21 protein-coding genes are annotated in these 24,634 nt (G+C 70.4%); 6 read left to right on the top strand and 15 right to left on the bottom strand.

Features of this window, described 5'->3' with window-relative positions; genetic code table 11:
- Window positions 1-192 precede the first annotated feature (192 nt).
- From QE374_RS05390 to QE374_RS05380, 3 genes are read left to right on the top strand one after another with little or no spacing between them, the layout of a single operon-like run.
- On the top strand, window positions 193-1,614 hold the full coding sequence (locus tag QE374_RS05390) for an LLM class flavin-dependent oxidoreductase (protein WP_309732833.1): 1,422 nt from the start codon (window positions 193-195) through the stop codon (window positions 1,612-1,614).
- A gap of 12 nt (window positions 1,615-1,626) precedes the next feature.
- Complete coding sequence (locus QE374_RS05385) at window positions 1,627-2,853, top strand: acyl-CoA dehydrogenase family protein (protein ID WP_309732831.1); 1,227 nt, start codon at window positions 1,627-1,629, stop codon at window positions 2,851-2,853.
- Window positions 2,850-4,136 carry a monooxygenase gene (locus QE374_RS05380; protein ID WP_309732828.1) on the top strand — a complete coding sequence of 429 codons (1,287 nt, stop codon included), beginning with the start codon at window positions 2,850-2,852 and terminating at the stop codon, window positions 4,134-4,136. Before QE374_RS05385 ends, QE374_RS05380 begins: the two co-directional genes overlap by 4 nt.
- 70 nt (window positions 4,137-4,206) lie before the next feature.
- Here the strand turns inward: QE374_RS05380 and QE374_RS05375 are convergent, their stop codons facing one another.
- Window positions 4,207-5,643, bottom strand: coding sequence for a helix-turn-helix domain-containing protein (locus tag QE374_RS05375; protein WP_309732826.1), 1,437 nt, complete (start codon window positions 5,641-5,643; stop codon window positions 4,207-4,209).
- A 124-nt stretch (window positions 5,644-5,767) separates the two neighbouring features.
- On the opposite strand from QE374_RS05375, the gene QE374_RS05370 reads away from it, so the two are divergent.
- Window positions 5,768-7,648 (top strand): phosphoenolpyruvate carboxykinase (GTP), encoded by a 1,881-nt coding sequence (locus tag QE374_RS05370; protein ID WP_309732824.1) that lies wholly within the window; start codon window positions 5,768-5,770, stop codon window positions 7,646-7,648.
- Between the two features lie 186 nt (window positions 7,649-7,834).
- Here QE374_RS05370 and QE374_RS05365 read toward each other — a convergent pair whose 3' ends face one another.
- From QE374_RS05365 to QE374_RS05320, 10 genes are all read right to left on the bottom strand, one after another.
- Complete coding sequence (locus QE374_RS05365; RefSeq protein WP_309732822.1) at window positions 7,835-9,730, bottom strand: ABC transporter ATP-binding protein; 1,896 nt, start codon at window positions 9,728-9,730, stop codon at window positions 7,835-7,837.
- A 97-nt stretch (window positions 9,731-9,827) separates the two neighbouring features.
- The gene (locus QE374_RS05360) at window positions 9,828-11,267 is read right to left on the bottom strand and encodes an MFS transporter (RefSeq protein ID WP_309732821.1); all 1,440 of its coding nucleotides are present in this window, start codon (window positions 11,265-11,267) and stop codon (window positions 9,828-9,830) included.
- A gap of 197 nt (window positions 11,268-11,464) precedes the next feature.
- Window positions 11,465-11,818 (bottom strand): Fe-S protein, encoded by a 354-nt coding sequence (locus tag QE374_RS05355; RefSeq protein ID WP_309732818.1) that lies wholly within the window; start codon window positions 11,816-11,818, stop codon window positions 11,465-11,467.
- A 50-nt stretch (window positions 11,819-11,868) separates the two neighbouring features.
- Window positions 11,869-12,342, bottom strand: coding sequence for a 6,7-dimethyl-8-ribityllumazine synthase (gene ribH, locus QE374_RS05350; protein ID WP_309732817.1), 474 nt, complete (start codon window positions 12,340-12,342; stop codon window positions 11,869-11,871).
- The gene (ribA, locus tag QE374_RS05345) at window positions 12,339-13,610 is read right to left on the bottom strand and encodes a GTP cyclohydrolase II (protein ID WP_309732816.1); all 1,272 of its coding nucleotides are present in this window, start codon (window positions 13,608-13,610) and stop codon (window positions 12,339-12,341) included. The genes ribH and ribA overlap by 4 nt, the downstream gene beginning before the upstream one ends.
- Window positions 13,607-14,236 carry a riboflavin synthase gene (locus tag QE374_RS05340; RefSeq protein WP_309732814.1) on the bottom strand — a complete coding sequence of 210 codons (630 nt, stop codon included), beginning with the start codon at window positions 14,234-14,236 and terminating at the stop codon, window positions 13,607-13,609. Before QE374_RS05340 ends, ribA begins: the two co-directional genes overlap by 4 nt.
- Window positions 14,236-15,291 carry a bifunctional diaminohydroxyphosphoribosylaminopyrimidine deaminase/5-amino-6-(5-phosphoribosylamino)uracil reductase RibD gene (ribD, locus tag QE374_RS05335; RefSeq protein WP_309732813.1) on the bottom strand — a complete coding sequence of 352 codons (1,056 nt, stop codon included), beginning with the start codon at window positions 15,289-15,291 and terminating at the stop codon, window positions 14,236-14,238. The genes QE374_RS05340 and ribD overlap by 1 nt, the downstream gene beginning before the upstream one ends.
- A 279-nt stretch (window positions 15,292-15,570) precedes the next feature.
- Window positions 15,571-16,434: a DNA-formamidopyrimidine glycosylase family protein gene (locus tag QE374_RS05330; RefSeq protein WP_309732811.1), complete on the bottom strand. Its 864-nt coding sequence runs from the start codon at window positions 16,432-16,434 to the stop codon at window positions 15,571-15,573.
- 31 nt (window positions 16,435-16,465) lie between these two features.
- The gene (locus QE374_RS05325) at window positions 16,466-17,032 is read right to left on the bottom strand and encodes a GNAT family N-acetyltransferase (RefSeq protein ID WP_309732810.1); all 567 of its coding nucleotides are present in this window, start codon (window positions 17,030-17,032) and stop codon (window positions 16,466-16,468) included.
- 21 nt (window positions 17,033-17,053) lie between these two features.
- Window positions 17,054-18,310, bottom strand: a complete 1,257-nt coding sequence (locus QE374_RS05320) for an alpha-hydroxy acid oxidase (RefSeq protein WP_309732808.1) — start codon at window positions 18,308-18,310, stop codon at window positions 17,054-17,056.
- A gap of 134 nt (window positions 18,311-18,444) precedes the next feature.
- Between QE374_RS05320 and QE374_RS05315 the strand changes: the two genes are divergently transcribed.
- Together QE374_RS05315 and QE374_RS05310 are read left to right on the top strand one after the other, a co-directional pair.
- Entirely contained in the window at window positions 18,445-19,176 is a 732-nt protein-coding gene (locus QE374_RS05315) for an FCD domain-containing protein (protein ID WP_309732807.1), read from the top strand.
- A 405-nt stretch (window positions 19,177-19,581) separates the two neighbouring features.
- Window positions 19,582-20,421, top strand: a complete 840-nt coding sequence (locus QE374_RS05310) for a type IV toxin-antitoxin system AbiEi family antitoxin domain-containing protein (RefSeq protein ID WP_309732804.1) — start codon at window positions 19,582-19,584, stop codon at window positions 20,419-20,421.
- Between the two features lie 225 nt (window positions 20,422-20,646).
- Here QE374_RS05310 and trpS read toward each other — a convergent pair whose 3' ends face one another.
- From trpS to QE374_RS05290, 4 genes are read right to left on the bottom strand one after another with little or no spacing between them, the layout of a single operon-like run.
- The gene (gene trpS, locus QE374_RS05305; protein ID WP_309732800.1) at window positions 20,647-21,651 is read right to left on the bottom strand and encodes a tryptophan--tRNA ligase; all 1,005 of its coding nucleotides are present in this window, start codon (window positions 21,649-21,651) and stop codon (window positions 20,647-20,649) included.
- Window positions 21,652-21,691: 40 nt separating this feature from the next.
- Window positions 21,692-22,540, bottom strand: coding sequence for an exodeoxyribonuclease III (locus tag QE374_RS05300; RefSeq protein ID WP_309732798.1), 849 nt, complete (start codon window positions 22,538-22,540; stop codon window positions 21,692-21,694).
- Between the two features lie 36 nt (window positions 22,541-22,576).
- Entirely contained in the window at window positions 22,577-23,809 is a 1,233-nt protein-coding gene (locus tag QE374_RS05295) for a YihY/virulence factor BrkB family protein (protein WP_309732796.1), read from the bottom strand.
- A gap of 43 nt (window positions 23,810-23,852) precedes the next feature.
- Window positions 23,853-24,632 (bottom strand): succinate dehydrogenase iron-sulfur subunit, encoded by a 780-nt coding sequence (locus QE374_RS05290; protein WP_309732794.1) that lies wholly within the window; start codon window positions 24,630-24,632, stop codon window positions 23,853-23,855.
- Window positions 24,633-24,634: the final 2 nt, after the last annotated feature.

Below are 24,634 nucleotides of genomic sequence, written 5' to 3'. Positions count from 1 at the left end.
TGGGGGAGAGTGCGGGCTGTGGACCGCACGGTCCGCCATCCTGCACGGGGGCCGGCGGGCGTGCACCGCGGATCGTAAGGAAACGTCATGCGCGATGCCGCATGAACGCGTGTGTCGGACCGACGTGGGCGGGCCCGAATCGCGCTGCTAGTTTTCCGGCCGTACGGCGCCCGCCGGCAGGAAGGACGGATGATGAGCAAGCCCCTCATCCTCAACGCGTTCGAGATGAGCTGCGTCACGCACCAGGCCCCCGGGCTCTGGCGTCACCCGGACAACCGCGCCGACGAGTACAACAGGCTCGCGTACTGGACCGAGCTCGCCCAGCTGCTCGAGCGCGGCGGCTTCCACGCGATCTTCCTCGCCGATGTGCTGGGGGTCTACGACGTCTACCGGGACTCCGCGGCACCCGCGCTCCGCGACGCCGCCCAGATCCCCGTGGGCAACCCGCTCCTGCAGATTCCCGCGATGGCCGCCGTCACCGACCGGCTCGGCTTCGGCGTGACGATCGCCTCGACGTACGAGCATCCCTACTCGCTGGCGCGCACGCTCACCACTCTCGATCACTTCACGGGCGGCCGCGTGGGCTGGAACGTCGTGACGTCGTATCTCAACAGCGCGGCACGCAACCTGGGCCTGGGCGACCAGATCGCCCACGACGACCGCTACGGCATCGCCGACGAGTTCCTCGACGTCGCCTACAAGCTGTGGGAGGGGTCGTGGGAGGACGGCGCCGCCGTGCGCGACCGCGAGGCCGGTGTCTTCACCGACCCCGAGAAGGTGCACCCGATCCGCCACCACGGCACCCACTTCGACGTCCCCGGCATCCACCTCGGCGAGCCCTCTCCTCAGCGCACGCCCGTGATCTTCCAGGCGGGTGCGTCGCCGCGCGGGCAGGAGTTCGCCGCGCGGCACGGCGAGGCCATCTTCATCAACGGCCTCACCCCGGAGCTGACCCGTCGCACGACCGACAGCATCCGCGACAAGGCGGAGGCGATCGGGCGCCCCCGCGATTCGGTGAAGATCCTCACGCTCGCCACGGTGATCGTCTCCGAGACCGACGAGCTGGCGCAGGAGAAGTACGCCGACTACCGTTCCTACGTCTCGCTGGAGGGAGCGCTCGCGCTCTACGGCGGCTGGTCGGGCATCGATCTGTCCACGCTCGATCCGGCCGAGCCGCTCACCTACGTCGACACGGATGCGGCGCGCTCCGCCCTTTCGATCTTCACGAAGGCGGATCCCACACGCGCGTGGACGCCGCGCGACATCGCCGAGTACGTCGGGATCGGGGGCATCGGCGCCGTGATCGTCGGCAGCCCCACCACCGTCGCCGACGAGCTCGAGCGCTGGATCGAGGTCGGCGGGGTCGACGGGTTCAACCTCGCGTACGTCGTGACGCCGGGCACGTTCGAGGACATCGTCGAGCTCCTCGTTCCGGAGCTGCGCCGCCGCGGACGCCTCGATGACGGCGGTCGGATCGGCGGAACGCTCCGCGAGCGGCTCACCGGCGACCCCGTCATCGCCGGGTGGCATCCCGCCCACGCGTACCGCGGAGCGTACGTGGGCGCCCCCAGCGCCGCCGACAGTTCCGCGTCCCTCGTCTCCACTCCCGCTTGAGAAGGAACCGCCATGACGTCACCGACTCTCACCCCCGCCCGCACCCACTTCCACGGCACCGCGGACGCGGCCGAACTCGCGCACTGGGATGCGGTCGCGGCATCCGTCGCCGAGCGCCTCGCCCTCGACGCGCTCGCCCGCGACCGTGCGAACGCACAGCCGTTCGCCGAAGCGCAGCTCCTGAAGGATGCGCAGCTCACGACCCTGCTCGATCCCGCCGAGTACGGGGGCGGCGGCGCCCACTGGGAGAGCGCGTTGCGCGCGGTGCGCATCCTCGCGCGCAGCGACGCCTCCATCGCACAGGTGCTCGGCTACCACTACGTGAACGAGGCCAACATCGCTCTCGTCGCACCGCCGGCGGAGCGCGAGCGCTGGTTCCGCGCCACGGTCGCCGGGCGATGGATCTGGGGCGACTCGGTGAACCCCGTCGACCCGAACCTCTCGCTCACGGTCGACGGCGACGGCTATCGGCTGAACGGCTTCAAGCGGTACTCGACCGGGTCGGGTGTCGGCGAGGCGTTGCTGATCAACGCCGTCGTCGAGGACGGTCCGGATGCGGGTGCGTTCGCCTTCCTCGTCCTGCCCTACGGGCACCCCGGTGTCGAGCTCGTCGATGACTGGGACAACCTCGGCCAGCGGCTGTCGGCGAGCAACACCGTCACCTATCGCGATGTGCGGGTGGAGTCGGAGCACCTCCTGGGATTCGGCACGGACGAGCCGATCCAGAGCTTCGTGACGCCCGCGATCCAGCTCGTGTTCGGAAACCTCTACCTCGGCATCGCGCAGGGCGCGCTCGCCCAGGCGCGCGAGCTGACAAATGCGAGGGCCAACTCGTGGTTCCTCTCGGGCGTCGCGACCTACAGCGACGACCCCTTCGTACGGCGACTGTACGGCGAGCTCGTCTCGCGCACCGCCGCCGTCGAGGCGCTCGCCGACCGCGTCAACCGGCGCTTCGACGAGGTCATCTCCCGGGGTGCCGACGTCACCGCCGAGGACCGCGCCGAGATCGCGATCGAGATCGCGCAGCTGAAGGTCGTGGCCAGCGACACGGCGACCGACGTCGCCCACCGCGTCTTCGAGGCCACGGGAACGAGCTCGACGGCGAACCGCGTCGGCCTCGATCTGCACTGGCGCAACATCCGCACCCACTCCCTCCACGACCCGGTCGACTACAAGAAGCTCGAGGTGGGGGCGCACTTCCTCACGGGCGTCGTCCAGCCGATCTCCCTGTACACATGAGCACGGCATCCGTGGCGGCCGGTGTCCGCACGCACATCGACGACCAGCTCTGGGCGCGTCTGCCGGCAGACATCGAGACGCGGTTCCGTCCGATCGTCGACGCCGTGGCCGAGGGAGCAGGAGGTCGCGACCTCGCGCGCGAGCTTCCTCGCGACGCCGTCGCGTCCCTCCGCGAAGCGGGGCTCGGGAGGGCCCGGCTGCCGCTCGCCGACGGCGGGCTGGGGCTGGACTGGCCCACCTTCACGCGGCTGCTCGTGGCGATAGCCGCGGCCGACGCCAACATCCCGCAGATCCTGCGCGGCCACATCGCGCTCGTCGAGCAGACGCTGACGACGACGGATGCACGCTTCGCACGGCGGTGGCGGGAGCGCATCGCCGGGGGCGAGATCAGTGGCAACTCCTGGAGCGAGGCCGCCGGCTCGACCACGTCGCGGGCGGGCGCGGAGCTCTCGACGGATGCAGACGGCGTGCTTCGCCTGAACGGCAGAAAGTTCTACACGACCGGCAGCATCTTCGCCGAGTGGACCGACACCGTCGCCCATCGCCTCTCCGACGGTGTGGACGTCGCGGCGCTGGTGCGACTCGACCAGCCTGGTGTCACGGTCATCGACGATTGGGACGGCTTCGGCCAGCGCCTCACCGGAACGGGCACCATCGTCTTCGAGAACGCCGTCGTGGAGCCCGTGGACGTCCTGCCGGTCGCCGACCGGTTCGCGTACCAGACCGGGCTCTACCAGCTCGTCCTGCTGGCGGTGCTGGCCGGGATCGCGCACGCAGCCGTCGCCGATGCGGCCGCCGCCGTGCGCGCACGATTCCGCGTCTACAGTCATGGCACGGCCGCCCGGGTGCAGGACGACGCGCAGATCCAGGCCCTGCTGGGCGAGCTCGCCGCATCCGCCTTCGCCGTCGACGCGAGTGTCGCCGCCGTCGCGGAGGCGATCGAGGAGGCCTACGGGGCCGCGCTGGAGGCGCGCGATCGGCCCGGCGATGAGGTGGCCGTCGACCGCGCGCGCCGGTTGGCGGGGCTCGCAGAGATCCGGGCCGCCGAGGCCCAGTCCTTCGCGACCGGCGCGGTGCAACAGCTCACCTCGCGGCTGTTCGACACCCTGGGGGCGTCGGCCACGGCGCGCGGAGCGCACCTCGACCGACACTGGCGCAACGCCCGCACCGTCTCCAGCCACAACCCGGTGCTCTACAAGAACCGCTGGGTGGGGGAGTGGGTGCTGCACGACCGGCTTCCCCAGGCTCTCTGGGCGGTCGGCACACCGTCGACTGCCGAGTGAGCATCCGTTCGCCGAGTGAGCACTCCATCGGATGCGCGCTCGGGGAACGGATCCTCGCTCGCGCGGCGGGTCAGGCGTGCCGGTCGAGGAAGTCGTAGACCTCGCTGTCGTCGACGCCGGGGAAGGCGCCGCGCGGCAGCGGGGTGAACATCTGCATGTGCACGCGCGCGCTCGGCCACGCCCGCCCTTGCCAGCGTTCGGCGGCCTGGCTCGACGGGCGGCGGCAGCACGACTCGTCGGGGCACTGCGAACTCGCCCGCTTGGCCGTCTCGCGCCCGCGGAACCACTTCGCGTCGTCGAACGGGACGCCCACCGTGATCGAGAACTCGCCGTCGTGGGTCGTGCCGGTCTGGGTCGAGCACCAGAAGGTGCCGGAGGGGGTGTCGGTGTACTGGTAGTGCTCGGTCGTGCGGTTCTGCTCGGCGAACGCCGCGCGGGCGGCGAACTTGCGGCACACGATCTGTCCCTCGACCGCTCCCGTCACGTCCATCGGCAGCGGAAGGCCGTCGTTCTCGTACACGCGTGAGATGGCGCCGTCGCCGGCGACCCGCAGGAAGTGCAGACGGATGCCGATGTGCTCGGTGAGCAGGTTCGTCATCCGCATCCCGGCGGCCTCGTGCGTCACCCCGAACGCGTCGCGGAAGTCTTCCACGGCGAGGTTGCGCTCCTTCTTCGCCTGCTGCAGGAAGGCCACCGCGGGTGCCGGCGGCATCAGGCACGCCGCGGCGTAGTAGTTGATCTCGAGTCGCTGCTGCAGGAACTCGGCGTAGTCGCGGGGCGGTTGGTGCCCCAGCAGTCGGTGCGCCATCGCCTGCAGCGCCATCGAGCGCAGCCCGTGGCCACCGGGAATCGAGGCCGGCGGCAGGTAGATCCGCCCGTTCTCGAGGTCGGTGATGGAGCGGGTGGATGCGGGCAGGTCGCCCGCGTAGATGAGCTCGAAGCCCAGCTGCTCGGCCATGATGCTCACCGTGCGGTGCGTGAGGGCGCCGGAGGTGTGGCCCGCCGACTTGAGCTGCTTCTCGGCGAGTCTCTCGATGTCGGGGAGGTGGTTGTTCATCTCCCGCATCCGCAGCCGCATGTCCGTGTTGGCGCGGCGGGCCTCCTCGGGCGTCGCGATGGCTTCGCGTTCGCGGCGCTGCAACTCGTGGTGCAGCCCCAGGACGGTCTCGATGGTCTCGTCGCTCAGTGCCTTCGTGACCCGGATCGGCGGCAGTCCCAGCTGCCGGAACGCGTGGGAGGTCTGCGCGCGCTCGAGCTCGATCTCCAGCGCCGCGCGCCGATTCGGTGGCTCGGTGGACAGCAGCTCGGCCAGCTGGGTGCCCGTGGCCGCTGCGATCTCCTGCAGCAGCGACAGCTTCGGCTCGCGCTTGCCGTTCTCGATGAGGCTGAGGTGGCTGCCCGCGACGCCCACGGCGGCCCCGAGCTCGTCGAGGGTGAGCCCCGCCGCCGTACGGAAGTGACGGATGCGATGGCCGAGGGTGGCCAGCTCGATCGTGGTCGATGGCATGTTTTGAGAATAGCGAAAGAACCGTCACTCTTTCGACAGGAACTCCATGAAAAGCGGGATGAAGGGGCGCCATTCTTGCAGGGAACCCACGTTCTGAACGCCGCCGATGCCGACTGGAGTGATCATGGCCCTTGCTGAGAGCTACACCTCGAGCGCCCCCACGCGCCCCACCGCCGCCCGCACGGCGACGACCTACGGTGCTCGCCCGACCGCATCCGGGCCCGGTATGGCCGCGCTGACCCGGTGGGTCGACGAGATCGCCGCCCTCACCCAGCCCGACCGCATCCACTGGGTCGACGGATCGCAGGCCGAGAACGACATGCTGCTGCGATCGATGGTGGATGCGGGCTCTCTCATCAAGCTCAACCCCGAGTGGCGTCCGGGGTCGTACCTCGCTCGCTCCCACCCCAGCGACGTCGCCCGCACCGAGGGTCGCACCTTCATCGCCTCCGAGAAGGAGGAGGACGCGGGCCCGACGAACAACTGGGCGGAGCCCGACGCGATGCGCACCCGCCTCGACGCGCTGTTCGCGGGCTCCATGCGCGGGCGGACGATGTACGTGGTGCCGTTCTCGATGGGAACCGTCGGCGGCCCGCTCTCGCACATCGGCGTTCAGGTGACGGACTCGCCCTACGCCGTCGTCTCGATCAACATCATGACGCGCGTCGGATCCGCCGTCCTGCAGCAGATCGCGGACGGCGCCGAGTGGGTGCGCACCGTGCACTCGGTGGGTGCTCCGCTGGAGCCCGGCCAAGCCGATGTCGCGTGGCCCTGCAACGACGACAAGTACATCGTCCACTTCCCGGACACGCTCGAGGTCTACTCGTACGGCTCGGGCTACGGCGGCAACGCGATCCTCGCGAAGAAGTGCTTCGCGCTGCGCATCGCCTCGGTGATCGGGCGCAACGAGGGCTGGCTCGCCGAGCACATGCTGCTCATCCGAGTCATCAGCCCCGAGGGCAAGCGCTACCACGTCGCCGCGGCGTTCCCGTCGGCGTGCGGCAAGACGAACCTCGCGATGCTGCGCCCCACCATCCCGGGATGGCGCGTCGAGACCCTCGGCGACGACATCGCGTGGCTGCGGCCGGGCGAGGACGGGCGCCTGTGGGCGATCAACCCGGAGGCGGGCTTCTTCGGCGTCGCGCCGGGCACGGGCGAGTCGACCAACGCCACGGCGGTGGAGACGCTGTGGGGCAACACGATCTTCACGAACGTGGCGCTGCGCCCCGACGGGGATGTGTGGTGGGAGGGCCTCACCGACGAGGCCCCCGCCGAGCTCATCGACTGGGAGGGAAACCCCTGGACCCCCGCCTCGGGTCGACCCGCCGCGCATCCGAACTCGCGCTTCACCGTCGCCGCCGCACAGTGCCCGCAGGTCGCGGAGGACTGGGAGACGCCGGAGGGCGTGCCGCTGGACGCCATCCTGTTCGGCGGTCGCCGCGCCACCAACGTGCCGCTCGTCGTCGAAGCCACGGACTGGGCGCACGGCGTGTTCCTCGGAGCGACGATCTCGTCCGAGCGGACGGCCGCCGCCGAGGGGACCGTCGGAGAGCTGCGCCGCGACCCGTTCGCGATGCTCCCGTTCTGCGGCTACAACATGGCCGACTACTTCGCGCACTGGATCAAGGTCGGCGGGTCGCTGCGCTTCGACCGCGCGCCGCGCGTGTTCCAGGTGAACTGGTTCCGCCGCGGTGCCGACGGCCGGTTCCTCTGGCCGGGCTTCGGTGACAACGTGCGCGTGCTGGAGTGGATCGTGCGCCGCCTCGAGTCCGAGGTGCCGGCCGAGCCCAGCCCGATCGGGCGACTGCCTCGCCCCGAGGACCTCAACCTGGAGGGAACCGATGTCACGGACGCGGATCTGGCGGAGCTGTTCGCGATCGACCCGGAATCGTGGCTGGCGGAGGCGGAGCTGACGGAGGAGTTCTTCGACACCTTCGGCGACCGCATCCCGTCGGCGCTGCGTGCCGAGCTCGCCTCCCTGCGCTACCGCCTCACGCGCGTCTGAGCACTCGCCCTCCCGCGGGTGCCGGCCGGATTTCGAGGGACCCGAGACGCGGGCACACACAACGTGCGCCCGCGTCTCGGGTCCCTTGAACGGGTGCGACGTGTGTTCGAGGGACGCGGGTTGCGGTGCGGGGACGTGAGCGGGCGCGTTTCGGGCCCCTCGAGCGATGATGGCCCGGTGCGGGCGTCAGACCAGCAGCTGGTGCTTGGCGAGGTCACGGTACAGCGGCACATCGGCGACGAGCTCGGAGTGCGTGCCCGCGCCGACGACCCGGCCGTGATCCATCACGACGATGAGGTCGCTGTCGACGACGGTCGACAGTCGGTGCGCGATCACGATGAGGGTGCGTCCCTCGGCGACGGCGTCGATCGCCTCCCGCATCCGCTGCTCGTTCAGTCCGTCTAGCGACGAGGTCGACTCGTCCAGGAGCAGGATGGGGGGAGCAGCCAGCAGCGCGCGGGCGATCGCCAGGCGCTGACGCTCGCCGCCGGAGAGCATCACGCCGCCCTCGCCGACGGGCGCGGCGAGGCCCTCGGGGGAGCGGTCCAGCACCTCGCCGAGATTCACCGCGCGCAGGACGGCCTCGCACGCCTCTTCGCTCGCGTCGGGCGAGGCCAGGCGCAGGTTGTCGCCGAGCGTGCCCGCGAGCGTCGGGGCGTCCTGCTCCACGTACCCCAGCTGCGCGCGCAGGTCCCCGCGGTCGAGGGTCCGGATGTCGCGACCGCCCAGCAGGATGGCGCCCGCCGTCGGGTCGTAGAACCGCTCGATGAGGGCCAGGGTCGTGCTCTTACCCGCGCCCGACGGGCCCACCAGTGCGACACGCGAGCCCCGCGGCACGCGCAGCGAGACGCCGCGCAGCACGTCGCCGGCTTCATCCGCGACCGCCTCCAGCGCTGACGTGTCCACGCGGGCCACCTCGAGAAGTGCACGCGCCTCCGCCTCGGTCTTGGCGCGCGCGGCGGCGACGGCCGCCGGATAGCGGAAGTGCACGTCGCGGAACTCCACCGCGATATCGGCGGGATCCGCATCCGTCACCGGGACGACCTGCGCCGCGATCTGCGCGTCGTCCTGCGTCTCGGTCGGCAGGTCCAGGACCTCCTGGATGCGGCCGAGCGCGCCCAGCGCCTGGCTGACGGACGTGATCGCGCCGAAGAAGGAGCCCAGCGGCTGGACCAGGAAGAACAGGAACATCACGAACGTGACCAGGCTCGCGATCGTGATCGCACCCGAGGCGACCCGGAAGCCGCCGACGCCCAGCACGACGAGAAGCGAGAGCTGCAGCGCGACACCCGCGACGGGAACCACGAGAGCCGAGGCCTTCGCCACGCGCACGCCGCTGCCGTACGCGCGCTCGGCGACGCCCTCGAGGCTCGCCTGCTCGCGGTCACCGGCGCCTGCGGCGCGCACGGTGCGGATCGAGCCGACGGCGCGTTCCACGCCCGAGGCGAGCTCGCCCACCGTCTCCTGCTGCTCCCGGGTCGCGCGACGGATGCGTCCGCTGAGGACGCCGACGACGGCGATCGAGGCGCCGATGACGACGAGGATGAGCAGGAGCAGCAGCGGATCGATCAGCAGCATGGCGATGACCGCGCCGACGAAGATCAGCACGTTGCCGACCGAGTCGGCGAGCCCCTGCGTGAGCACCGCGTAGAGGAGCGTCGTGTCGGTTCCGACCCGCGAGACGAGGTCGCCGGTGCGCCGGGCGTCGAACTCGCGGATCGGCAGGTGGAGGATGCGGGCGATGAGCCGGCGACGGCTCGAGAAGACGACCGCGGTGCCGGTGCGCTGCAGCAGGTAGTGCTGATAGCCGGACACCAGCGACGACCCGACGACGAGCGCGACCAATCCCCATACGAGCAGCCCGAGCCCCTCATTCGCCTGCACGCGGGCGATCAGCTCGCCCACCAGCAGTGGCTGCCCGAGCGTCGTGACCGCGGCCACGACGCTGAGCACCGTGACCACGACGAGCACCCGTTTGTGCTCGAAGAGGAACGGGAGCAACTGGCGCAGGTTGGCGCGCGGTCCCTCATCCTTCTTGAGGCGTGCGAACGGACTGCGACGGGCGGGAGCGGGGCTGGACATGGGCGACCTCGATCGGCGGGATTTCCTCCCTCGACCGTACCTCCGCTCGCGCGCCGCGGTCGCCGCTCGCGGAAGAAGAAGGACCCGGATGCGGGGGCTACAGCGAGGCGGTCTCGCCGAGACCGAGGTTCTCGTCGTAGTCGATGTCGCGGGTCTCCTTCGACAGGATCAGGGCGATGAGGGTCAGCACGGCCGATCCCGACAGATACAGACCCACGAGCCAGGGCTGACCCCCGGCGGCGGCCCACAGCCCGAGCGCGATCGAGGGTGCGACGGCCGCGCCGAGGATCGAGGCGACGTTGTACGAGATCGCCGAACCGGTGTAGCGCACGTTCGTCGGGAAGAGCTCCGGCAGCAGCGCCCCCATCGGTCCGAACGTGGCTCCCATGAGCATGAAGCCGAACACGAGGAAGGCCTGCGTGAGAGCGCCCGTGAACTTCGGGTCGGCCATGGGCAGCAGGAACAGGTTGAACGTGAGTCCGAACACGATGATGGCGGCCGTGACCCAGATGAGGAGCTTGCGGCGTCCGATGGCGTCGGCGACCGGTCCCGACAGGAGCGTGAAGATGCCGAAGAACACGACGCCGATGATCTGCATGATCACGAAGTCGATGTACCCGAAGCCCTGCCCGGCGACATACACTCCGGCGTCGAACGCCGTGCCGGATGCCTGTGCCGCCGCCTCGGCGCCCGCGGGGGTCGGCTTGGTGCCGTACGTCAGGGTGAAGTTCGTCATCAGATAGAACAGCACGTAGGTGGCGAGCATGATGAACGTGCCGAGGATCAGAGGACGCCAGTGGCCGCGGATGACCTCGCCGAGGGGGAACTTGCGCAGTGCGCCCTTCTGCTCCGCCTTCTGGAACGTGTCGGACTCGACCAGGCGCAGACGCACCCAGAGGCCGATGATCACCATGACGGCTGAGAACAGGAACGGCACGCGCCATCCCCAGGCCAGGAACGCCTCGGAGCGCTGCGCGGTGCCGTCGGGATGCGGGAGCGCGAAGTTGATCGCGAGGAAGATGGTGTTGGCGATGATAAAGCCGATCGGCGCACCCAGCTGCGGGAAGGTGCCGTACCAGGCGCGCTTGCCCTTCGGAGCGTTCTCCGTCGCGACCAGTGCGGCCCCCGACCACTCGCCGCCCAGCGCGAAGCCCTGCGCGAGACGCAGCACGAGCAGCAGCAGCGCCGCCCACCAGCCGACCACCTGGTAGGTGGGCAGGCACCCGATGAGGAAGGTCGCCACACCCATCGTGAGCAATGAGACGACCAGCGTCGCCTTGCGGCCGAAGCGGTCGCCGAAGTGGCCGAAGACGAACGCCCCGATCGGGCGGGCGACCATCGCGGCGCCGAAGACGCCGAACGAGGCGAGCAGCGACGTGGTGTCGTCGCCGGTCGGGAAGAAGAGGATCGGGAAGACGAGGACGGCGGCGGTCGCGTAGGCGTAGAAGTCGTAGAACTCGATGGTGGTTCCCACGAGGCTCGCGGTGATGACGCGGGCGCGGGAGTTCGCGGGAGCCGTTGCGGTGGCAGAAGACATGGGGGAGGACAGACCTGTCGGAAGAGCGAGAGGCGTCCTCGTGGGAACGCGCCGGCGGCGAGAGCTCGGGCGGGGGTGGTGCACCGGGCGTCACATCGCTGGGTCACCGGGGCGTCGGCGGTGTGGCCGGCGCACGGACACACAGTTTACGCCCAGGGTTCGCGTCCCGGCGCCGTGCGGGCCGGGACGCGAACCGCTCAGCGCCAGATGACGGCGATGGCGGCGTTGGCGAGGGTGAGGATGCCGATCGGCCAGAAGATCGCCGCGGGCAGCGAGCCGGTGCGGCGCTGACGGGCCGAGCCGATGCCCAGAAGCGCTGCGATGACCAGCAGCACGACGAGCTTGACGCCGATCTTGACGTAGTTCAGCTCGTACTCGATGCCCCACGGGGCGGCGAGGGCGAGGCCGGCGACCGCCGCGACGGTCATGCCCAGGCTCATGAGCCGGGTGATGCGGATGCGGCGGCTCGCGGCCTCCACGACCCATGCTCCGAAGAGGATGGCGAAGCCGACGAGGTGCACGAGGACGACGATGTGACGCAGGATCTCCATAGCCGCCACCATACCTTATGTATTACTGAAGGTTGGCTCTCCGAGGGCGCTCAGCCGCGGAGCTCGCGCAGCGTCAGGGCGGTGCGCAGTGCCGCATCCGCCGCCTCCGCGCCCTTGTCCTCCTTCGAGCCGGAGAGCCCCGCGCGATCGAGTCCCTGCTTCTCGTCGTCGAGCGTCAGCACCCCGAAGCCGACGGGCTTGCCGGTGTCGAGGGCGACGCGGGTCAGGCCGTCGGTCGCGGCGGAGGAGACGAACTCGAAGTGGGGGGTGCCGCCGCGGATGATCACACCGAGGGCGATGACCGCGTCGGCGCCGGACTCCAGCGCCGCCTTGGCGACGACGGGGAGCTCGAACGAGCCCGCCACGCGCACGAGCGAGTAGTCGGCGCCGGATGCGGTGAGCACCCGCTCCGCGCCGGCGATGAGCCCGTCGCTGATCGTCTCGTGCCAGGTGCCGGCGACGATCACGACCCGAAGGCCGCGCGCGTCGATCTCGCTCTGCTGGGGGGCGCCGTGGCCGCTCATCGGTTCTCCTTCATCTGCGCGAGCGCTTCGGTGAGGTCCTCGTCCGCGATGATGTGTCCCATCCGGTCGCGCTTGGTGGCGAGGTACTGGTGGTTGTTGGGGCCGACGCCCACGAGCAGCGGAACCTGCTCGACGACGTCGAGACCGAGGGCGCGCAACTGCGTGACCTTGTCGGTGTTGTTGGTCAGAAGGCGTACCCGTTCGACGCCGAGGTCGGCGAGGATTCCGGCGGCGGCGGCGTAGTCACGCGCATCGGCGGGAAGACCCAGCGCCAGGTTCGCATCGACCGTGTCCAGACCCCGCTCCTGCAGGTTGTAGGCGCGCAGCTTGTTGATGAGGCCGATGCCGCGGCCCTCGTGTCCGCGCATGTACACCACGACACCGCCGTCCTTCTCGATGCGGTCGAGCGCCGCATCCAGCTGCGGGCCGCACTCGCACTTCAGCGAACCGAAGGCCTCGCCGGTCAGGCACTCGGAGTGCACGCGCACGAGCGGCGCGTCATCGAGCTCACCCTTGACGACGGCCAGGTGGTCCGTGCCGGTCACGCGGTCCTTGTAGGCGAGGAAACGGAACTCGCCGTGCGAGGTGGGCACGGTCGCCTCGGCGCGCAAGCTCACCCGACGGCGGTGCGACGACGCGGCAGAGGGCTCCTCGCGCGGGTCCACGTCGTCCAGGTAGCCCACGAGCTGCTCGATCGTGATGACGGGGATATTGTCGCGCTCGCCGAGCGCCATGAGACCGGGAAGGCGCATCATGCTGCCGTCCTCGTCGACGATCTCGGCGATCGCGCCGACGGGCTCGAGCCCTGCCAGGCGCATGAGGTCGACAGCCGCCTCGGTGTGGCCGCCGCGCTCGCGCACGCCGCCGTCCACCGCGCGCAGCGGCAGGATGTGGCCCGGGCGGTTCACCGAGGAGGGCGCGGATGCCGGATCCGCCAGCACGTTCAGCGTGTGCGCCCGGTCGGCGGCGCTGATGCCGGTCGTCACGCCGGATGCGGCATCGACGCTGACCGTGTACGCGGTGCCGCGCGCATCCTGGTTCACCTCGACCATGGGAGGAAGATCCAGGCGGTCCGCCCACTCCGCGGGCATGGGTGCGCAGATGAAGCCGCTCGACCAGCGCACCGTCCACGCGATCCACTCGGGGGTCGCGAGCTGGGCCGAGAGGATCACATCGCCCTCGTTCTCACGGTTCTCGTCGTCGGCGACGATGACCGGGCGACCGGCGGCGAGGGCCTCGAGGGCCTCGGGAATGGAACTCAGACTCATCGCGAGCCACCTTCCGTTGCGGGGGCGAAGGCCAGCAGTCGCTGCACGTGACGCGCCAGGATGTCGGTCTCCAGATTGACGACGTCGCCCGCGACGCGCGCGCCGAGCGTCGTGGCGGCGAGTGTCTCGGGGATCAGCGACACCTCGAACCAGGGCTCTGCGGCGGACGGGTCGCTCGCGGCGCTCACCGTGAGGGAGACGCCGTCGAGCGCGATCGAGCCTTTGTCGACCACCAGCGGGGCGAGGTCCGTCGGCAGCGAGATGCGGATGACCCGCCACTGGGTGCCGGGGCGCACCTCGAGCACGCGGCCCGTGCCGTCGACGTGACCCTGCACGATGTGGCCGCCCAGGCGTCCGCCGGCGGCCGTCGCGCGCTCGATGTTGACGGGCGTTCCCGCTGCGACGCCGCCGATCGCGGTGACGTCGAGCGTCTGGCGCATGACGTCGGCGGTGAACCAGTCCTCGCCCTGATCGACGACGGTGAGGCAGACGCCCGAGACGGAGATCGAGTCGCCGTGCGCCGCATCCGATACCGCTCGAGGGGCGTTGACCGTCAGCCGCACGCCGTCGCCCGAGGGCTCCGTGTGCGTGACGGTGCCGATCTCTTCCACGATCCCGGTGAACATCAGTGGGCTCCTTCTCGATCGGAGGCGGGTTTTTCGGCGGATGCGGCGGGCCGTGAGATGAGCAGCAGGTCGTCGCCGAGCCGGCGGGTCTCGAGCAGCTGCAGGCGACGCGCCTGGGAGATGTCGGCGACACCGAGGTCGTCGAGGGCGACGTGCTCGCCGCCCAGCAGCACGGGGGCGACGTAGGTCAGCAGCTCGTCCACGAGGCCCGCGCGCAGCAGAGCGCTCTGCAGGTGCGGGCCGCCCTCCACGAAGACCCGCTGGATGCCACGCTCGTGCAGGGTGGCCAGGACCTCGTGCAGATCGCGCGTGCGCAGGTGCCAGGGCTCTTTCGGGTGGCGGAGCACGGCGGCGTCGGAGGGGATGTCGCGTTCGCCGACCACGACGGGTCGTGGCTGGGTCGGCCGCAGCTCGCCGTCGGGTGTGCGAGCGGTCAGAGCCGGATCGTCCGCGAGGACGGTGCCGGTGCCCGCCATGATCGCGTCGGCGCCCGCGCGCCGACGATGCACGTCCTCGCGAGCCTCGGAGCCGGTGATCCACTGACTGGAGCCGTCGGCCGCCGCCGCGCGGCCGTCGAGGCTCTGCGCCCACTTCACGGTGACGTGCGGGCGCCCCAGCCGCTGCGCCTCGGCCCACGAGGCGAGCAGTTCCTGCGCCTCGTCCGCGAGCACGCCGGACTCCGTCTCGACGCCGGCCGCGCGCAGGCGCTCGGCGCCGCCGGATGCGGTCGGGGTGGGATCGCTCATCGCGTAGACGACCCGGGCGACTCCCGCCTCGATGAGCGCGAGGGCGCACGGGCCGGTGCGGCCGGTGTGGTTGCACGGCTCGAGGGTGACCACGGCGGTCGCGCCGCGCACCGCATCCGGATCTGCCTGCGACAGCGCGTCGACCTCGGCGTGGGCCGTTCCGGCGCCGTGGTGCCAGCCCTCGGCGATCACGTCGCCCTCGGGGGAGAGGAGCACGGCGCCCACCTGAGGGTTCACGCCGACGGGGCCTCGCCGGGCAAGCTCCAGCGCTCGCGCCATGGCGCGTTCCTCGGTCTCGCTCACCGGCATGTCTCGGGCCTCCTGATCGGCGGGCTCCGGGTAGCCGTCGCGGCGCTCGCGGACACGCCGCTGAGCGCTCGTGCGCCTCCCATCCGGACTCGCGACCTGCGTCGCATCACCGTCGGTCCCGGAGTTCCACCGGATCGGTGATCCCCTCCTCACAGAGGTTCACACTCGCGGACTGTCACCGCCGGTTCGGATTCTCACCGACCCCGGAGCACGTTCTGCACTGAGTGTAGTCAACGCCGGATGGTCTGTTTCATTCCCGGACATGCACCGACACGACTCTCACTTCAGCAGCCGCGACAGGCGTCGGTCCGCCAGCACCTTGCCGCCGGTCTGGCACGTGGCGCAGTACTCGAGGGAGTTGTCGGCGAAGAACACCGACCGCACGACGTCACCGCACACCGGGCACGCCTCGCCCTGGCGGCCGTGCACCCGCATCCCCCGCCGCTTGGCGTCCTTCAACTCGGCAGGAGGCTTGCCGGATGCCGCCTCGACCGCGTCGCGCAGCGTGTCGATCGTCGCGGCGTACAGAGTGTCGATCTCGGCGTCGTCGAGGGTCGCGGCGAGGGCATACGGCGAGAGCTTCGCGACGTGGAGGATCTCGTCGGAGTAGGCGTTGCCGATTCCGGCGACGATCGACTGATCCCGCAGGACCCCCTTGATCTGCGTACGGCGACCTGCCAGGAGCGCGGCCAGTGCATCGCGCGTGAAGGCGGGATCGAGCGGGTCGGGGCCGAGCCGGGCGATGCCGGGAACCTCGTCGGGTTCGCGCACGACCGAGACGGCGAGCGACTTCTTGGTGCCCGCCTCGGTCAGATCGAACCCCGAACCGTCGGCGAAGCCCACCCGCAGCGCGATGGGGGAGCGGCCCGGTTTGATGAGCGTCGTCGGCAGCGTGTCGTGCCAGCGCAGCCACCCCGCCTTCGCCAGGTGGAAGACGAGGTGCGCCCCCGCATCCGTCGCGATGTCGACGAACTTGCCGCGGCGGACCACGCTCTGAACGCGAGCCCCCACGAGAGCCTCGATGGGCGGGTCGTAGGTCTTCAGCGCAGAGATCGCGCTGACCCGTGCCTGGGTGATCGCAAGCTCCGTCAGGCGCGCGCCGAGGAAGTCGACGAGTCCCCGCACCTCCGGCATCTCGGGCATGGCGACATCCTGCCACGCGCGCCCGACGGTGTCAGAGGGCTATCGGCCACTCCTGCGGCGTGCGATCATCGGTCGCCAGCAGACTTGCGATCCAGCCGTCGCTGCGCTCGCCATGGCCGTTGCGCAGAGCCTGGCGCAGCGTCCCTTCGAACCGGAAGCCCAGCGCCTTCGCCGCCCGCGCGGACGCCGTGTTGCCCACAGCCGCGCGCCACTCCAGACGCACGAGCTCGAGCGCGTCGGTCGCGAAACCCCAGTCGATGACGGCTTCCGACGCCTCCCGCACGATGCCTCGCCCGCGCTCGGGAGCGGCCACCCAGAAGCCGAGCTCCGCCGATCCCGTCTCCTGCAGATGGTGCAGGCCGATCATCCCCGACAGCGCGCCGTCGCGGCGGATCGCCCACGTCGCGTGCGAGAGGTCGTCCCAGTGCTCGGCCGTCTGCGCCACGAACTCGTCGGCGTACCGGCGCAGATACGGCGAGGGGACGGTCGTGAAATGCCCGATGGCAGGATCCTGGCACGCGTCGTGGATGGCCTGAGCATCGGATGCGGTCGGCGCCGACAGCTCGAGGCGTGCGGTGCGAAGGACGACGGGCAGCATCCGGTCACGCTACCGTGCGCGTCAGACCCGTACGTCGCTCGTGGCGCGCGGTGCGAGACGCTGCAACTGGGTCACGTGAGCCGGGGTCAGCTCGGCGAGCTCGCTCACCTGGAGCAGCTTCATGGTGCGCTCGACCTGCTCGGCGAGGATGGCGATCGCCCGGTCGACGCCGGCCCGGCCGCCCGCCATGAGTCCGTAGAGGTATGCGCGGCCGATGAGGGTGAACTTCGCCCCCATCGCGATCGAGGCGACGATGTCGGCGCCGTCCATGATGCCGGTGTCGATCGCGATCTCGGTGTCGCGTCCGACCTCGCGCACCACCTCGGGCAGCAGATGGAACGGAATCGGGGCGCGGTCGAGCTGGCGGCCGCCGTGGTTGGAGAGAACGAGGCCGTCCACGCCGAGATCGACGAGCTTGCGCGCATCCGGAACGTTCTGCACGCCCTTGATGACGATCTTGCCGGGCCAGAGCGAGCGGATGATGTCGAGGTCCTCGAAGGAGATCGACGGGTCCATCGCGTTGTTGAGGAGTTCACCGACGGTGCCACCGGTCGTGGTCAGCGACGCGAACTCGAGCTTCGGTGTGGTGAGGAAGTCGAACCACCACCAGGGGCGGGGGATGGCGTTGACGATGGTGCCGACGCTCAGCTGCGGCGGGATGGAGAATCCGTTGCGCTTGTCGCGCAGGCGCGCACCGGCGACGGGGGTGTCGACGGTGAAGAACAGCGTGTCGAAGCCCGCCGCGGCCGCCCGTTCGACGAGGCCGTAGGAGATGTCGCGGTCGCGCATGACGTACAGCTGGAACCAGTTGCGCCCGTTCGGGTTGGTCGCCTTCACGTTCTCGATCGACGTCGTCCCGAGCGTCGAGAGGGTGAAGGGGATGCCGGCGGCACCGGCGGCGGCGGCACCGGCGTACTCGCCCTCCGTCTGCATGAGGCGCGTGAAGCCGGTCGGTGCGATGCCGAAGGGGAGGGCGGAGGGTCCGCCGAAGATCGTCGTCGCGGTGTCGACCCGTGACACGTCGCGGAGGATCGAAGGGTGGAACTCGATGTCGCGGAACGCCTGGCGGGCCCGCTGCAGGGAGATCTCCCCATCCGCCGCGCCGTCGGTGTAGTCGAAGGCTGCTTTCGGGGTGCGGCGCTTCGCGATGCGCCGGAGGTCGTCGATCGTCAGGGCCGCAGAGAGGCGGCGGCGCTTGGCGTTCAGATCAGGCGTCTTGAACTGCATGAGCTCGAGGAGTTCGCGCGGATCGGGGAGCTGTCGGCTGAGGGGACTCATCATCGTCCTTCGAGGTGGGAGCGCGCGGCGCAGAGGGCGTATCGATTGGTCTGACCTCTGCGGTACAGTAGACCCCGGCCTCGGCGACGTCAACCCGCCGGTTGCGTTCGGCTCGAAGGCGAGAGGATACCCCGGTGACAGATCAGCGCACCCCGGAATGGGCACCCGTTCAGCGCAGTCGCGCGCACGAGCTCGTCATCCAGGCGATCGAGGACCAGATCATGTCCGGCTCGCTGCAGGTCGACGACCCGCTCCCTTCCGAGCGCGAGCTGGCCGCACGTCTGGGCGTGAGTCGCGCGGGCGTTCGCGAGGCCGTGCGAGTGCTGGAAGGACAGGGTGTGCTGCGCGCCCAGGTCGGTGCGGGCGCAGACGCCGGTACATTCGTCGCCGCGCTGCCCGACGCCGCGCTCACCCGCTTCCTGCGGCTGCACGCCGCCCTCGCGAACTACCCCTATCCCGACGTCATCGAGGCGCGCATCGTGCTCGAGCGCTCGAGCGCCGAACTCGCCGCGCGGAACGCGGACGCCGAGGCGATCGCCGTGATCCGCACCGCGCTCGACGCGGGCGCCGTCCCCGGGCTCGGTCCCGCGGAGTACAACGACACCGACACGGCCTTCCATGTCGCGATCGCGCAGGCCGGGGGCAACCGGCTGGTCGCCTCCATGACCGTGGCGATCCGGGAGTCGCTGAGCAGCCGCATCCTCGAGGCCCTCCGCGACTACCGCGACTGGGAGGGCCTGGCCGCGATCCTGCACGCGCAGCACGTCGAGCTGCTCGAGGCGATCGAGCGCCACGACGGCGCGGCCGCCGCCGACCTCGCCGAGCGCCACATCCGCTTCGCCGTCGACGCCCTCGCCGGCGGCTGATCCCGCCACGGCTGATCCTCGCCACGGCTACCGGCCTGGGCGGGCACACATCGCTCGCGGCACCGGGATCGCGACCCGAACTCCTGCACATCCGGCGTTGGCTGCTCCCGCCGGCCCCGCCCGGCGGGTTCTGCAGGAGTTCGGGCCGGACGGCTCCCGCGGGCGCGCGTTCGGTGCCGCCGTCCCCTCCGCTCCACTGCTCCGTACCGAACTCCTGCACATCCGGCGTCGGCTGCTCCCGCCGGCCCCGCGCGGCGGGTCTTGCAGGAGTTCGGGCCGGACGAGCGCTGCCATCGAGACTGCTCCGCGCTCGGAGAGTCCTCCACCGGCCGAGGCTCACGGCGCGTTCCTCGCACAACCGGCTCTCGTCGACGAATGGCCGGCGCGTGCGGTGAGGCTGTCGACATGCTGTTACCGTCGCCCTCGTACCTGCGCACGGCCGAGCTGCGCCTGCGAGGCTACACCCGCGCGACGATTCGGCGCGCGGTCGAGGGTGGCGATCTCATCCGGGTACGACGCGGCCGCTACGTCTGGGGTGGCATCGACGAGCGACACCTGGTCGCTGCTCGCGCGGGCGGACGTCTCGACTGCGTGTCGCTGCTCGGTGCGCTCGGCGTTTTCGTCCTGTCCGACAGTGAAACCCATCTGCAATTCGACCGTGCGGACTCGCGCTTGCCGCGTCGTCACCGCGACATACGTGCGCACTGGCGTGACTCCGCGTGCGCGCGGGCGGATCTCCACGCCGATCTGGTGGAGGCGCTCGCCCAGGCGTGCTGCTGTCAGTCGCCCAGAGTCGCCGTCGCGAGCCTCGACAGTGCACTGCATCTCGGGCTGATCGGTGCGGACGAACTCGACGCGGTCTTCGACCGGCTTCCGCGGCGCTACCGGGCTCTGCGCGCGCTCGTCGATGCTCGGGCCGAGGCGGGCACGGAGACGCTCGTGCGGCTGATGCTGCGGAGCCTGGGATACCGCCCCGCGCTGCAGGTCCGGCTTCGGGGAGTGGGAAGGGTGGACCTGCTCGTCGATGATTGGCTCATCGTGGAGTGCGACAGTCGCGCGTTCCACGGCGACGTCTCTCAGCAGATCCGCGACCGGCGCCGAGACCTCGCCGCGGCCGAGTTGGGCTACGTGACGATCCGAATCCTTGCAGAGGACGTCTTTCACCGCCCGGATGCGGTGCGCGCGGCTCTCCGCGCGGTACTCGCTCGTCAGCGGCGCGGAGGCCGCAGCAGAGCGAGCGACTGAACGCCGTCACTCGTGACGCGGCGGATGCGGGTGACTGTGTCGTCGCCCGCATCCGCCGCGTGAGGGCGTGGGGTGTCCACTCCGGTTACCCGGGCCGCCGTCGGCCCGAACTCCTGCAATCCGTCACTTTCGCCGGTTCAGCCGCGCCCGCGGCGCGGTTCTGCAGGAGTTCGGGTCGTCAGGCACACCCGCCTACCGCCGCGGCCGGCACACCCGGGGTGGGGGTCAGCTGCGCCGGAGCAGACCGATGCGGTCGTACACGTCGCCGAGGGTCTGCTCCGCCACGGCCGAGGCCTTCTGCGCGTTGACGGCCAGGGCCCGGTCGAGTTCAGCGGGGTCGTCGAGCATGGCCAGGGCGCGCTCGCGCACCGGGCCGAACTCCGACACGACGACCTCCGCCAGCGCCTTCTTGAAGTCGCCGTACCCGCGGCCCGCGAACTCGTCCTCGATGGAGGGGATCTGCCGACCCGTCAGGGCGGCGAAGATCACGAGCAGGTTCGACACGCCGGGCTTGGTCTCGCGGTCGTACCGCACCACACCCTCGGAGTCGGTCACCGCGCGCATGATCTTCTTCGCGCTGACAGCCGGGTCGTCCAGCAGCCACAGCACACCCGCGTCCGACTCGGCGGACTTCGACATCTTCGACGTCGGATTCTGCAGGTCGTAGATGCGGGCCGTGCCCTGCTGGATGACGGGTGTCGGCACCGTGAAGGTCTGGCCATAGCGCGCGTTGAAGCGCTCGGCAAGGTCGCGGGTCAGTTCGACGTGCTGCTTCTGGTCGTCCCCGACGGGCACCACATTGGTCTGGTACAGCAGGATGTCGGCCGCCATGAGCACCGGATAGGTGAACAGGCCCACATTGGTCGCGTCGGTGCCGTAGCGCTGCGACTTGTCCTTGAACTGCGTCATCCGCCCCGCCTCGCCGAAGCCGGTGATCGTCGACAGGACCCAGGCCAGCTCGGCGTGCGCGGGAACGTGCGACTGCACGTACAGCGCCGACTTCGACGGCTCGATGCCGGCCGCGATGTACTGGGCCGCCGTACGCCGGGTCTTCGCGCGGAGCTCTGCCGGGTCGTTCGGCTGGGTGAGCGCGTGCAGGTCGACGACGGAGAAGAACGCGTCGTACGACTCCTGCAGGTCGCGCCACTGCAGCAGGGCCCCGATGTAGTTGCCGATCTGGAGGGAGTCGGCCGAGGGCTGCATTCCGGAGTACAGGCGCGCTTTGCTCACCCGTCGATTCTACGGACCCGGATGCGGTGCGCCGTCGCCTTCAGGCGCCCAGACGGTAGTCGGCCACCACGGGGGCGTGGTCGCTCCACCGTTCGGCGTACGACGCGGCCCGCGCCACCCGGTAGTCGGCCACACGCGTCGCGAGCGCGGGAGTGGCCATGTGGTAGTCGATGCGCCAGCCGGTGTCGTTGTCGAACGCCTGACCGCGGTTGGACCACCACGTGTACGGGCCGTCGACCTCGCCGGCGAAGCGGCGTCCCACGTCGACCCATCCGAGCCCGACGCCCTCGACCCCGTCGACACCGGTCACCAGGGAGCCGGCCTCGCCGAAGAAGCGGTCGAAGTACGAGCGCTCACGGGGGAGGAACCCGGCCTTTTTCTGGTTGCCGCGCCAGTTCTTGATGTCGAGCGGTCGGTGCCCGACGTTGAGGTCGCCGGTGACGAGCGCGAGAGCGTCGCCCTGCGCCAGCTGCGCGAGGCGGACGCTCATCGCGTCCAGGAACCCGTACTTCGCGTCCTGGCGGGGAGTGCCGTCTTCGCCGGAGTGCACGTAGGCGCTGACCACCGTGAGCTGCTCGCCGTCGACCTCGACGTCGGCCTCGATCCAGCGGCCGCGCGAGTCGACGCTCTCGTCGCCCAGCTCGATGCGCGATGCGGTGATCGGGATGCGGCTGGCCACCGCCACCCCGGAGCGTCCCTTGCTGAGCGACTCGTCGTGCACGAGCTCCCACCCCGGCAGCGCGCTCTCGAGGTGCGTGAGCTCGGCTCGCACCTCCTGCAGCGTCAGGATGTCGACCCCCGCAGTGTCGAGCCAGCCCGCCATGCCGTTTCTCACCGCGGCGCGGATTCCGTTGACGTTGACAGAGGCGATGCGGAGGGTTCGTGACACGCCTTTCAGCGTATCCGGCGCCACCGACACGGATGCTCAGTCGAGGAGGTGCCGTAACGCCGGCCGAGTGGTGAGCGCCGCGACCGCGGCGGCGGCCGCATCCCGCTCCCTCGCCGCTCGCTCGACGCGGCGGCGGGCAGCAGGACGTTGCCACCACGCCGCGTGGCGGGCGCGCTCGCGCGCCTCGCGCAGGCGCACCTGCGCGGCGACCGACAGGGCGTGCACTTCGAGTGCTTCGCGCTCGGCGTCGCTCAGCTCGACCAGCGGCAGGTCTCGGTCGGAGGTGGAGACCGCGATCCACGCCGCCGCCACGAGGATCACGATGCCGGTGATGCGGAACCACAGGAGGAAGCCGATGAAGATGGCGAAGGTCGCGATGAGCGGATTGCTCGGCGTGTAGCGGAGCAGGAGCCCGGCGCCCACCTGCAGCAGGGCGAGAGCGGCCCCGCCGAGGATCGATCCCGGCCAGATGCGGCGCCAGCGCAGCGATGTGCCGGTGAGGAAACGGAAGAGCAGAGCGAGCGCCACGGCGTTGACCAGGAAGGCGACGACCAGGCTGAGTGCGCGCGCGAGGATGGTCGACCACGTGGAGTCCGGCTGCCACTGCAGGATGCTCGCCAGCAGATCCAACGCCCACGTGGTGATCTGCACGAGCATCCAGCCGGCGAGCAGCGCGATGCCGAACAGTGCCGCAGCCAGGAGGTCCCTGGCCTTCAGCATGAGGTAGCTGCGGGAGTCGAAGGGCAGGCCGAACGTGTCGCGCACCGCGCGGCGGGTGTAGGTGATGAAGCCGATGGCCGTCCAGATGACCACCACGAGCGCGATGGCTCCGGTCACCGGCAGCAGGCCTCCGCTGCTCTGTGAGGCGACGGCCTCGACCTGGCTCGGCTTGACGAGCCCGTTCTCGCTGATGAGGGCCGGGATGTAGCTGTTGACGATGTCGATCAGCTGATCCACGGCCGCGTCGTCGCCGCCCAGCCAGAGCCCGACGGCGGCTGCGGCGAGATAGATGCCGGCGAAGATCGCGAACAACGACTGGTAGCTGACGCCTGCGGCCAGCAGGAAGCCGTTGTGCTGAAGGAAGTGCCGCCAGACCCGGATGGGGAACCAGGCGAGGGTGCGACGGGTCAGCGCTGTGGCCTTCTCGATCGGCTCATCGAGACGTTCGCGCAGGTTCGCCTGCGCCGAATCCCACCGCTCCCGCAGGGAGCTCTCGTCCTGAGGCAGCACGAATCGCACGTCGGCGTCGTTCTCCGCAGCTCGCCTCACGCCCTCACCCTAGCGAGATCGCGCAGCGAGGCTGCGCATCCGGTCAGCCGCGCAGGACCGCCTGCTTGACCTCGGCGATCGCCTTGGTCACCTGGATGCCGCGCGGGCACGCCTCGGTGCAGTTGAAGGTGGTGCGGCAGCGCCACACGCCCTCCTTGTCGTTGAGGATGTCCAGGCGCACATCGCCGGCGTCGTCGCGCGAGTCGAAGATGAAGCGGTGCGCGTTGACGATCGCGGCCGGGCCGAAGTACTGGCCGTCGGTCCAGAACACAGGGCACGACGAGGTGCACGCGGCGCAGAGGATGCACTTGGTGGTGTCGTCGAAGCGCTCGCGGTCGACGATCGACTGCACGCGTTCCTTGCCCTTCTCGGGCGTGGAGTTCGCGATGAGGAACGGCTGCACCTCGCGGTAGGACGCGAAGAAGGGCTCCATGTCGACGATGAGGTCCTTCTCCAGCGGCAGACCCTTGATCGCCTCGACGTAGATCGGCTTCGAGATGTCGAGGTCCTTGATCAGCGTCTTGCAGGCCAGGCGGTTGCGGCCGTTGATGCGCATGGCGTCCGAGCCGCAGATGCCGTGGGCGCAGGAGCGGCGGAAGGCGAGCGAACCGTCGACCTCCCACTTGATCTTGTGCAGGGCGTCGAGCACGCGATCGGTGGAGTACACCTCGACGTCGTAGTCGACCCAGCGCGGCTCCTCGTCCAGCTCCGGGTTGAACCGGCGCACGATGAAGGTGACCAGGAACGCCTGGATGCCGGAGTCGTTGGTCTCCTGCACCTGGGGGGCTTCGGTGGTGGTCTCGGCGATGGCGGTGGCGGCCATGC

Source organism: Microbacterium sp. SORGH_AS_0428 (assembly GCF_031453615.1).
In the GTDB taxonomy this organism is placed as follows: domain Bacteria; phylum Actinomycetota; class Actinomycetes; order Actinomycetales; family Microbacteriaceae; genus Microbacterium.
Note: the sequence above shows the minus strand (reverse complement) of the source record. Positions and strands in the feature narration are given on the sequence as shown.

Bases quoted from the DNA above. Each gene is read 5' to 3' on its own strand.
- QE374_RS05390 (WP_309732833.1), top strand. From the start codon at position 193: ATGAGCAAGCCCCTCATCCTCAACGCGTTCGAGATGAGCTGCGTCACG.
- QE374_RS05385 (WP_309732831.1), top strand. From the start codon at position 1,627: ATGACGTCACCGACTCTCACCCCCGCCCGCACCCACTTCCACGGCACC.
- QE374_RS05380 (WP_309732828.1), top strand. From the start codon at position 2,850: ATGAGCACGGCATCCGTGGCGGCCGGTGTCCGCACGCACATCGACGAC.
- QE374_RS05375 (WP_309732826.1), bottom strand. From the start codon at position 5,643: ATGCCATCGACCACGATCGAGCTGGCCACCCTCGGCCATCGCATCCGT.
- QE374_RS05370 (WP_309732824.1), top strand. From the start codon at position 5,768: ATGGCCCTTGCTGAGAGCTACACCTCGAGCGCCCCCACGCGCCCCACC.
- QE374_RS05365 (WP_309732822.1), bottom strand. From the start codon at position 9,730: ATGTCCAGCCCCGCTCCCGCCCGTCGCAGTCCGTTCGCACGCCTCAAG.
- QE374_RS05360 (WP_309732821.1), bottom strand. From the start codon at position 11,267: ATGTCTTCTGCCACCGCAACGGCTCCCGCGAACTCCCGCGCCCGCGTC.
- QE374_RS05355 (WP_309732818.1), bottom strand. From the start codon at position 11,818: ATGGAGATCCTGCGTCACATCGTCGTCCTCGTGCACCTCGTCGGCTTC.
- ribH (WP_309732817.1), bottom strand. From the start codon at position 12,342: ATGAGCGGCCACGGCGCCCCCCAGCAGAGCGAGATCGACGCGCGCGGC.
- ribA (WP_309732816.1), bottom strand. From the start codon at position 13,610: ATGAGTCTGAGTTCCATTCCCGAGGCCCTCGAGGCCCTCGCCGCCGGT.
- QE374_RS05340 (WP_309732814.1), bottom strand. From the start codon at position 14,236: ATGTTCACCGGGATCGTGGAAGAGATCGGCACCGTCACGCACACGGAG.
- ribD (WP_309732813.1), bottom strand. From the start codon at position 15,291: ATGCCGGTGAGCGAGACCGAGGAACGCGCCATGGCGCGAGCGCTGGAG.
- QE374_RS05330 (WP_309732811.1), bottom strand. From the start codon at position 16,434: ATGCCCGAGATGCCGGAGGTGCGGGGACTCGTCGACTTCCTCGGCGCG.
- QE374_RS05325 (WP_309732810.1), bottom strand. From the start codon at position 17,032: ATGCTGCCCGTCGTCCTTCGCACCGCACGCCTCGAGCTGTCGGCGCCG.
- QE374_RS05320 (WP_309732808.1), bottom strand. From the start codon at position 18,310: ATGAGTCCCCTCAGCCGACAGCTCCCCGATCCGCGCGAACTCCTCGAG.
- QE374_RS05310 (WP_309732804.1), top strand. From the start codon at position 19,582: ATGCTGTTACCGTCGCCCTCGTACCTGCGCACGGCCGAGCTGCGCCTG.
- QE374_RS05290 (WP_309732794.1), bottom strand. From the start codon at position 24,632: ATGGCCGCCACCGCCATCGCCGAGACCACCACCGAAGCCCCCCAGGTG.